Source organism: Planomonospora algeriensis, assembly GCF_977012225.1.
This window is the reverse complement of the sequence record NZ_CDRNDK010000296.1, coordinates 1-8,253: the sequence shown is the minus strand read 5'-3', so window position 1 is coordinate 8,253 and position 8,253 is coordinate 1. Positions and strand designations below refer to the sequence as shown.

Below are 8,253 nucleotides of genomic sequence, written 5' to 3'. Positions count from 1 at the left end.
CGGGCGCGGCCGGTACGGGCCTGTCCGGTACGCCGCCGGCCGGCACAGTGCTCTCCTCCTTCCCGGCCCCGGCCGCATCCTGGCGGATGCGGCGCCCGCTGCTGATCATCGCGGCTGCGGGGACGCTCGCCGTCCTGTGCCTGCTCTCCCTGGCGGTGGGGAGCCGGGCCATCCCCCTCGACCAGGTGGTCCGCGCCCTCACCGACCCCGGTCACCCGCGGCTCGACGCCGAGGTGGAGGCCATCGTCCGGGGCACCCGGGCCGTCCGCACCCTGGTCGCCGTGCTCACCGGGGCGGCGCTGGGCCTGGCCGGGGCGGTCATGCAGGGCCTGACCCGCAACCCGCTGGCCGATCCCGGACTGCTGGGCGTCAGCGCGGGCGCGGCCTTCGGCACCGTCACGGCCGTCGGCGTACTCGGCCTCACCGGGCTGCTGACCTCCCTCTGGTTCGCCTTCGGCGGCGCCGCGCTCGCCGCCGTCGTGGTCTACCTGCTGGGCAGCCGGGGCCGCGGCGGAGCCTCCCCGCTCAAGCTGGCCCTGGCCGGAGTCGCGGTCACCTACCTGCTGGACTCGCTGACCAGCGGCATCGCGCTGACCGACCCCGAGGCGCTGGACCGCTACCGCTACTGGTCGTCGGGGTCCCTGACCGGGCACGACCACGGGGTGCTGCTCACCGTCCTGCCGTTCATCGCCTTCGCCGCGCTGCTGGCGCTGAGCGCCGCGCCCGCCCTCAACAGCATCTCCCTCGGTGACGACGTCGCCACCGCGCTGGGACACCGGGTGGGCCTGGTCCGCCTGCGCGTCGCCCTGGCCGTCACCCTGCTGACCGGTGCGGCGGTGGCGGTGACCGGGCCGATCGTCTTCGTCGGGCTGGTGGTGCCGCACGTGGCCCGAATGATCACCGGGCCCGACCATCGCTGGCTGCTGCCGGCCTCGATGCTGCTCGCGCCGTCCCTGCTGCTCGTGGGCGACGTCATCGGCCGCGTCGTGGCGCGCCCGCAGGAGATCGATGTGAGCCTGGTCGCCGCGTTCCTCGGGGCGCCGTTCTTCATCGCCCTGATCCGCCGACGCCGGCTCGCGGAACTGTGACCGCGCCTCCGGAAGGGCTCCCGAGCATGTCTCCGGAAGGGCTCCCGGCCGTGCCCGCGCCCGTTCCCCCGGCACCCTCCGCACCATCCCCGGCAGGGCCCTCGGCAGGGTCCTCATCCTCGAAAGCATCCTTGAAGGTGTCCTCGAAGGCGTCCGCGAAGACGTCCCCCCTCACGATCGCCCGCGCCCCCGGCCGTGTCGCCTTCCGGCTGGCCCGGCCCGCCGTCTCCGGCTTCCTGCGCCCGCGGCTCGCGCTGGTCTGGCTGGCCCTGGCCGCCGCCGCGTCCGGAGTCTTCTGCCTGACCGTCGGCATCGGCACCGGCGACTACACCGTCCCGCTGACCGACGTGGTGCCCGCGCTGTGGGGCGCGGGCGACGATCCCGCCGCCGTGTTCGTGGTGCAGGAGCTGCGACTGCCCCGGGCCGCCGTGGCCCTGCTCGCCGGAGCAGCGTTCGGCATGGCCGGCGCGCTCTTCCAGACCGTCACCCGCAACCCGCTGGCCAGCCCGGACATGCTCGGCATCACCCAGGGAGCCGGCGTCGCCGTGACCGCCGGGATCGTTCTCGGCGCCGGTCCCGGACTCGGCTCGCAGACGCTGGGGCTCGTCGGCGCCCTCGCCGCCGGGCTGCTGATCTACCTGCTGGCCTGGAACCGGGGCACCACGGGATACCGGATCGTGCTGGTGGGCATCGGCGTCAGCTGGATGTGCGTCAGCCTCACCTACTACCTGCTGAGCCGGGCGGAGCCGTACCAGGCGCAGCAGGTGCTGGGCTGGCTGGTGGGCAACCTCAACGACCGGGGCTGGGCGCACGCCCGGCCGCTGGCGCCGGCCCTGGCGGTGCTGGTGCCGGTGGTCCTGCTGCTGGTGCGGCCCCAACGGGCGCTGAGCCTGGGCGACGAGGTGGCCGACGCCCTGGGCATCCCGGTGCAGCGCACCCGCATGATCGTCATGTTGTGCGGGGCCGCGCTCGCCGCGTTCGCCACCGCCGCGGCCGGCCCCGTCCTGTTCGTCGCGCTGGCGGCACCGCAGATCACCCAGCGGCTGACCCGCGCCGCCGCTCCGCCGGTCACCGCCTCCGCCCTCGCCGGGTCGGTGATCGTGCTGGTCAGCGATCTGATCGGCCAGCGTCTCCTGACCGACATGGTCCTGCCCGTCGGCGTGGTGACGGGGGTGCTCGGCGCGCCGTTCCTGCTGTGGCAGCTCGCCCGCGCCGAGCGGACCTGACACTCCTCCCGCCGGTCCTCGCCCGCCGGTCTTCGCCCCGCCGCGTCGAGCGGGCCGGCGGGCACGGCCCCGGAACGTCCCCGGGAGACGTTCCGGGGCCGGCCCGTCAGCGCCGGAGCGCGTAGCGGTCCTGGTCGCTCCGGTCGTCCCGGCCCTCGCCGTGCAGCCGTTCGGCGATCGACCGGACGATCTCGCCGACCCGTACGGCGGTGGCCGACAGCAGCGTCGAGGTGAGGCCGTGCGTGTGCTCGGTGGCGCCCTGCACGTAGATGCCGCAGCGCATCGCCTCGGTGGTGGCCACCCGGTAGTCACGCCCGATCCGCAGCCCGCCCCCGGGGAGCCGGCGGCAGTACGCGCCCGCCTCGCCGAGCAGGGTGAGGGGGTCGCCCGGCCGGTAGCCGGTGGCGTAGACCAGCACGTCGGCGTCCAGCTCCGTGTGCTCCCCGGTGGGCAGGAACTCCACCGTGGCCCGCAGGCCGGTCCGGTCCGCGGTGACGCCGGTGAGCCGGGAGGCGTTGAGGATGCGCAGCCGTTCGGTGCCTCGCACCTTCTCCTGGTAGTGGCGCCGGTAGAGCTCGTCGATGAGGTCGAGGTCGACCACCGAGTAGTTGGTCGAGGCGTGATAACCCCGCAGCAGCTCCTTCACCCCCTCGGAGGAGGCGTAGAAGTCGTCGACCGCCGCGGGGTCGAAGATGCGGTTGGCGAAGGAGCTGTCGTCGGCGGGGGTGTAGCCGTATTTGGCGAAGACGGCGCATACCTCGGCCTCGGGGAAGGAGCCGTGCAGGTAGTCGGTGACCTCGGCCGCGCTCTGCCCGGCCCCGACCACGATCATCCGCTTCGGGTCGCGCAGCGCGGGCACCCGGGTGAGCAGTTCCTCGCTGTGCCAGACGCGCTCGCCGCTCACCGCCCCCTCCGGCAGGAACGGCTCCAGCCCGGTGGCGATCGCCAGGTTGCGTGTGCGGCGGGTGGCCAGCTCGTCGGGGCTCCCGCCGCGCCGCACGACCACGTCGAAGAACTCGACCACCCCGTCGACGACGACCGGGGCGACCGCGACGACCTCCGAGCCGTACTCGACCTGGTCGGCGAAGGGAGCCGCCGCCCACTCGAGATAGTCGTGGAACTCCATCCGTGAGGGGAACATCGTCTTGTGGTTGATGAAGTCGGCGAGCCGTCCCCGGTCGCGCAGATAGCACAGGAAGCTGAACTCGCTCGTCGGGTTCCGCATGGTGACCAGGTCCTTCAGGAAGGAGACCTGCATGGTCGCGCCCTCCAGGAGCATGCCGCGGTGCCACCCGAAGGCCGTCTGCTTCTCCAGGAACACCGCGTCGATCGGCTCACCCGTCCGCGTGCCGTGCTCCCTCAGTGCGATCGCCAGGGCCAGGTTCGACGGTCCGAAGCCGATGCCGACAAGATCATGGACATGGTTCTCCGAGGGGGACATCTAATGCCTTTCCAGGAGCTGGACATGCGACATGGAGGAAGGTTCTCGCAGCGTGTGCTCGGTCGTTCTCGGCCGGCGGGCTTCCAATGATCCGATATATCGTTTAGGTTAGCCTCACCTAATTAAATCGAGCCTAACCTTTCCTCGTTCCCCTCACAAGGAGGCGCCATGCGGATCGTGATGCTCGGCTACCAGACCTGGGGGCACCGCACATTGCAGGCGCTCCTGAGGTCGGGCCACGAGGTCGTGCTCGTCGTGACCCACCCCGGGAGCGATCACGCCTACGAGAGGATCTGGAGCGACTCGGTCGCCGAACTGGCCGAGGAGCACGGCATCCCGGTGCTGCTGCGCAACCGGCCCGACGACGAGGAGCTGATGCTCCGGCTCAAGGAGGCCCGCCCGGACCTCATCGTCGCCAACAACTGGCGCACCTGGATCCCGCCGGAGATCTTCACCCTTCCCCGGTACGGCACGCTGAACGTGCACGACTCCCTGCTGCCCGCCTACGCCGGATTCTCCCCGCTGATCTGGGCGCTGATCAACGGAGAGAAGGAGGTCGGCGTCACCGCGCACATGATGGACGAGGAGCTGGACGCCGGAGACATCGTCCTGCAGCGCGCCGTCCCGGTCGGCCCAGAGGACACCGCCACCGACCTGTTCCACCGCACCGTGGACCTGATCGAGCCCGTCGTCACCGAGGCGCTCGGACTCATCGCCTCCGGGCGGACCGACTGGACGCCGCAGGACCGCTCCAAGGCCAGCTTCTTCCACAAGCGGTCCATCGAGGACGGCAACATCGACTGGACCTGGCCGGCCGAGGACATCACCCGGCTCGTCCGGGCGCAATCCGACCCGTATCCCAACGCCTTCACCTACTACAGGGGAGAACGCCTGCGTGTGCTGAAGGCATCGGTCTCCAAGGCGATCTACGGAGGCACCCCCGGCCGCGTCTTCATCCGTGAGGGCGACGGCGTGGTCATCGTGGCCGGTGCCGAAGCGCGGCGCGGGCGCAGCCACGGGCTGGTCATCGAGCGTGTCCGTACCGAGGACGGCGCCGACCTGCCCGCCACCGAGGTCTTCCGCACCATGGGCGGATACCTGACCCGGCGGCCCTGACCGGGTCCTGATCGGGGAAGCCCGCCGTATCCGACCGTGAGAGCCGATGGAGGAGCCCGTGAGAGCCGCCGAGGGGACAGGAGCCGCCGGAGGGACCACCGGCGACGCCGCGATGGACGCCGCCGGGGTGATCGCCGCGCTCGAGAGCGAGGAGGCCGCGATGACCGATCTCCTGGCCGAGCTGGTCCGCCTCCCGAGCGTCGGCGGCTCTCCCGGCGAGTCCGTCATCCAGGAGCGACTGGCGCAGTGGCTGCGAGCGGAGGGTCTGGAAGTCGACCACTGGCCCATCCCGGTGGACGACCTGGCCGCCGAAGCGGACTTCCCCGGCATGGAGGTTCCGCGTGCCCAGGCATGGGGGCTGGTCGGACGGCTGCCCGGCGCCGGCGGCGGCCGATCCCTGATGCTCACCGCGCACGTGGACGTCGTCCCGCCCGGCGATCTCGCCGCCTGGAGCGACGATCCCTACAGCGGCCGGGTCGAGGACGGCCTGCTGTACGGCCGGGGCGCCTGCGACATGAAGGGCGGCTTGGTCGCCGCTTTGTTCGCGGTGCGCGCCCTGCGCCGGGCCCGGCCGCGCGGCGATGTGCTCATCGCCTGCGTGGCCGGGGAGGAGGACGGCGGGCTCGGCTCCTACGCCTTGCTGCGCCGCGGCTGGCGGGCCGACGCCTGCGTGATCCCGGAGCCGACCGGTCTGGACGTGGTGCCCGCCAACGGCGGCGCGCTGACGTTCCGGCTCCGGATTCCCGGCAGGGCCGCGCACGCCGCCCGCCGGGACGCGGGGGTGAGCGCGGTGGAGAAGTTCTGGCCGGTCTTCGCGGCGCTGCGCGAGCTGGAGGCGCGGCGCAACGCCGAGGTGGACCCGCTGATGCGGCGCTGGGCCCTGCCGTACGCGATCGAGATCGGGAGCGTGCACGCCGGTGACTGGTCCTCCTCCGTCCCCGGCGAGCTGGTGGCCGAGGGGCGGCTCGGTGTCGCGCTCGACGAGTCCGTCCAGGCCGCCCGGGCCGCACTGGAGGAGACGGTCGCCCGCGTCTGCGCGGCCGACGCGTGGCTGTCCGCCCATCCGGTCGAGGTGGAGTGGTGGGGCGGCCAGTACGCCTCCGGCCGCCTGCCCGCCGACGACGGCGGTCTGCTGGCCCGGCTGACCGAGGCGCATACGGCGGCGGCGGGTGCCCCGCCCGGGGTCTGGGGCGCCCCGTACGGCAGCGACCTGCGGCTGCTCACCGGGCTCGGCGGCATCCCGGCCGTGCAGTACGGCCCCGGCGACATCGACCGTGCGCACGGCCCCGACGAGTTCGTGCCGATCTCCCAGGTCGTCACCGCCGCCCGTACCCTGGCCCTGCTCGCCCTCGCTCACGGCGACGTCCCCTGAGCACAGGGCGGCGGGCTGGAGTCGTCCAGGTTCGCTGGATGCCCGGCCTCTGGGAAACCCCGGCTTCCAGAAGAAGCCCACCGTGCCGGCAGCTCCTCCGGAGTCGGATGGTTGGTGAGCACCCATCCGGCCCGGCGCGAATCGGCGCGCGGTGACGAAGTGATGCGCCCGGCCTCCCACGAGGAGACCGGGCGCATCATGCGGCCGACGTCAGGCCAGGGGGATCGCGTCCAGGACGCGGGTGGGGATCACCTGTACCCCGGTGGACTGGCTCGCCGACGTTCTACGTCCGCCGCTGACCAGCCATACCGCGGCCGAGTCGGGCGACTTGACGTAGGTGCCGTCGGCGATCCGGGTCGTGAGTGCGTCCCAGACCCGTCCTGGTACTACTTGCATGGGTTTGTCGCCGTAGCCGGCTTGGGTGAGTTCTTCCATGCTGTTGAACGGGATCTTCGCGCCTCCCACGATCGCGGCTTGGCTGGGGGAGTCGGCGTCCTTGATCCGTGTTCCGCCGGCGATCCGGGTCGTGAGTGCGTCCCAGACCCGTCCCGGTACCACCTGCATGGGTCGGGGGCCGTATCCGGCCGCTTCCAGTTCGGCCATGCTGTGGAAGTCGATGCTCGCACCGCCGATGATTCCACCCTGGCTGGGCGAGCCCGCCTTCTTGAGGCGCGTCCCGTCAGCGATCTTCGTCGACATCGTGTTGAACGCCCGAGCGGGGATGATCCGGACGATCGGCTGCCAGTCGGCGCTGTAGCCGCTGTCGATGACCTCCTGGGGGCTGGCGAAGTCGACCCGAGCACCGCCGACAATCGTCGCCACGGGGCTGGACGCGCCTCCGCCGGTTCCTTGGATCAGGGTCGAGTCCGAAGGGACGCGAGGACGCGCGTTGAAGACCCGGAGGGGGATGGCGCGGACCTTGGACGCCCAATTGCCGCCCTGGCCGACGTCGATCACCTCCTGCGGATCGGCGAACGGGATGAACGCGCCGCCCGCTGCCATCGCCACAGGTCCGGACACGCCTCCACCGGTTCCCTGCAGGAGCGTGCCGTCGGCCGGGTTGAATCCGAGAAGGTTGTAGCTGTTGGCGCTGATCGCGACGACTCGCTGCTGCCAGTTGCCGCCCTGGCCGACGTCGATCACCTCCTGCGGATCGGCGAAGGGAATCAGCGCGCCACCGATCGTCATCGCCACCGGCAGATCGGTCGCCCCGGCCTTGGCCTGGACGAGATTGCCGTCGGCCGGCACGCGATTCATATGGTCGCGGGCATCGATCGACCAGCTCGACACCTTGACCGGTGTGCCGCAGTTCACCGGGGCGGCGCAGGAGTCCTGCCAGATGGGCGCTCCGCCGACGAACAGATAGACATTGCCTCGCTGATCGACGGCCGACGCCCCGTTACGCGGGGTGGCGGGTCCGGCGTCGATGACGGACTGCGTGGTAGGACGCGACTGCGGCTGGCAAATACCATCAGCGCAGGTGGCCTGCCAGACCGGAGCCCCACCGACCATCTTGTAGATACGCTGGGTGTCGGTCGTGTGCAGCACGGTTCCGTCCGGTAGGCCGTGGACGGACGTCACCGGCTGAGGGGCCGGGGTGGGGGGAGCCACAGCGCCCGGCGTCCCGCCACCGCCGCGACTGGAGCGAGGAAGGCCACAGGCAGAGAAGACGTCTTCATTCTGAGGCCAGTCACAGAGCGCCACCCCTTTGGGAACCTTGGCGATCGTGTCACTGGCTGCACAAAGGTGACCACCCGGAGTCTCCCACACTCTGCGCACCATTATGTAATCCGAAATGGCAACCGGTGCGATCCACCGGAATTCTCGGGGTGCAGTGGTAACGGTTTTTGTGAGCGTAGTCGTCCATGAGCCTCCCTGGGCCGTGGCGTACCCCGCTTTTCCGGCAAGCTCCAGAACCTTGCCCAGATTCAGCCCTCCGCCCCCCTCCTGCACCACAGGGCCCCGGCGAGTTGATGTTTTGAGTGGGTTCGTTCGCAGACGTACGGCCCT

At 71.5% G+C, this 8,253-nt stretch carries 6 protein-coding genes; 4 read left to right on the top strand and 2 right to left on the bottom strand.

Annotation, left to right across the window (positions count from 1 at the left end; translation table 11 throughout):
- Positions 1-86 precede the first annotated feature (86 nt).
- Complete coding sequence (locus ACWJ6R_RS25040; protein ID WP_449064578.1) at positions 87-1,088, top strand: FecCD family ABC transporter permease; 1,002 nt, start codon at positions 87-89, stop codon at positions 1,086-1,088.
- Positions 1,089-1,225: 137 nt separating this feature from the next.
- The gene (locus ACWJ6R_RS25035; RefSeq protein WP_449064577.1) at positions 1,226-2,314 is read left to right on the top strand and encodes a FecCD family ABC transporter permease; all 1,089 of its coding nucleotides are present in this window, start codon (positions 1,226-1,228) and stop codon (positions 2,312-2,314) included.
- Between the two features lie 106 nt (positions 2,315-2,420).
- Here the strand turns inward: ACWJ6R_RS25035 and ACWJ6R_RS25030 are convergent, their stop codons facing one another.
- Positions 2,421-3,755, bottom strand: a complete 1,335-nt coding sequence (locus ACWJ6R_RS25030; protein WP_449064576.1) for a lysine N(6)-hydroxylase/L-ornithine N(5)-oxygenase family protein — start codon at positions 3,753-3,755, stop codon at positions 2,421-2,423.
- 168 nt (positions 3,756-3,923) lie between these two features.
- Here ACWJ6R_RS25030 and ACWJ6R_RS25025 point away from each other — a divergent pair, with 168 nt between their 5' ends.
- Together ACWJ6R_RS25025 and ACWJ6R_RS25020 are read left to right on the top strand one after the other, a co-directional pair.
- The gene (locus ACWJ6R_RS25025) at positions 3,924-4,871 is read left to right on the top strand and encodes a methionyl-tRNA formyltransferase (RefSeq protein ID WP_449064575.1); all 948 of its coding nucleotides are present in this window, start codon (positions 3,924-3,926) and stop codon (positions 4,869-4,871) included.
- 58 nt (positions 4,872-4,929) lie between these two features.
- The gene (locus ACWJ6R_RS25020) at positions 4,930-6,243 is read left to right on the top strand and encodes an ArgE/DapE family deacylase (protein ID WP_449064574.1); all 1,314 of its coding nucleotides are present in this window, start codon (positions 4,930-4,932) and stop codon (positions 6,241-6,243) included.
- A 210-nt stretch (positions 6,244-6,453) separates the two neighbouring features.
- On the opposite strand, the gene ACWJ6R_RS25015 is transcribed toward ACWJ6R_RS25020, so the two are convergent.
- On the bottom strand, positions 6,454-7,791 hold the full coding sequence (locus tag ACWJ6R_RS25015; RefSeq protein ID WP_449064573.1) for a hypothetical protein: 1,338 nt from the start codon (positions 7,789-7,791) through the stop codon (positions 6,454-6,456).
- Between the last annotated feature and the right edge of the window lie 462 nt (positions 7,792-8,253).

What these genes read in the sequence shown, in the direction of transcription:
- ACWJ6R_RS25040 (WP_449064578.1), top strand. Translation starts at nt 87, where the DNA reads ATGCGGCGCCCGCTGCTGATCATCGCGGCTGCGGGGACGCTCGCCGTC.
- ACWJ6R_RS25030 (WP_449064576.1), bottom strand. Translation starts at nt 3,755, where the DNA reads ATGTCCCCCTCGGAGAACCATGTCCATGATCTTGTCGGCATCGGCTTC.
- ACWJ6R_RS25025 (WP_449064575.1), top strand. Translation starts at nt 3,924, where the DNA reads ATGCGGATCGTGATGCTCGGCTACCAGACCTGGGGGCACCGCACATTG.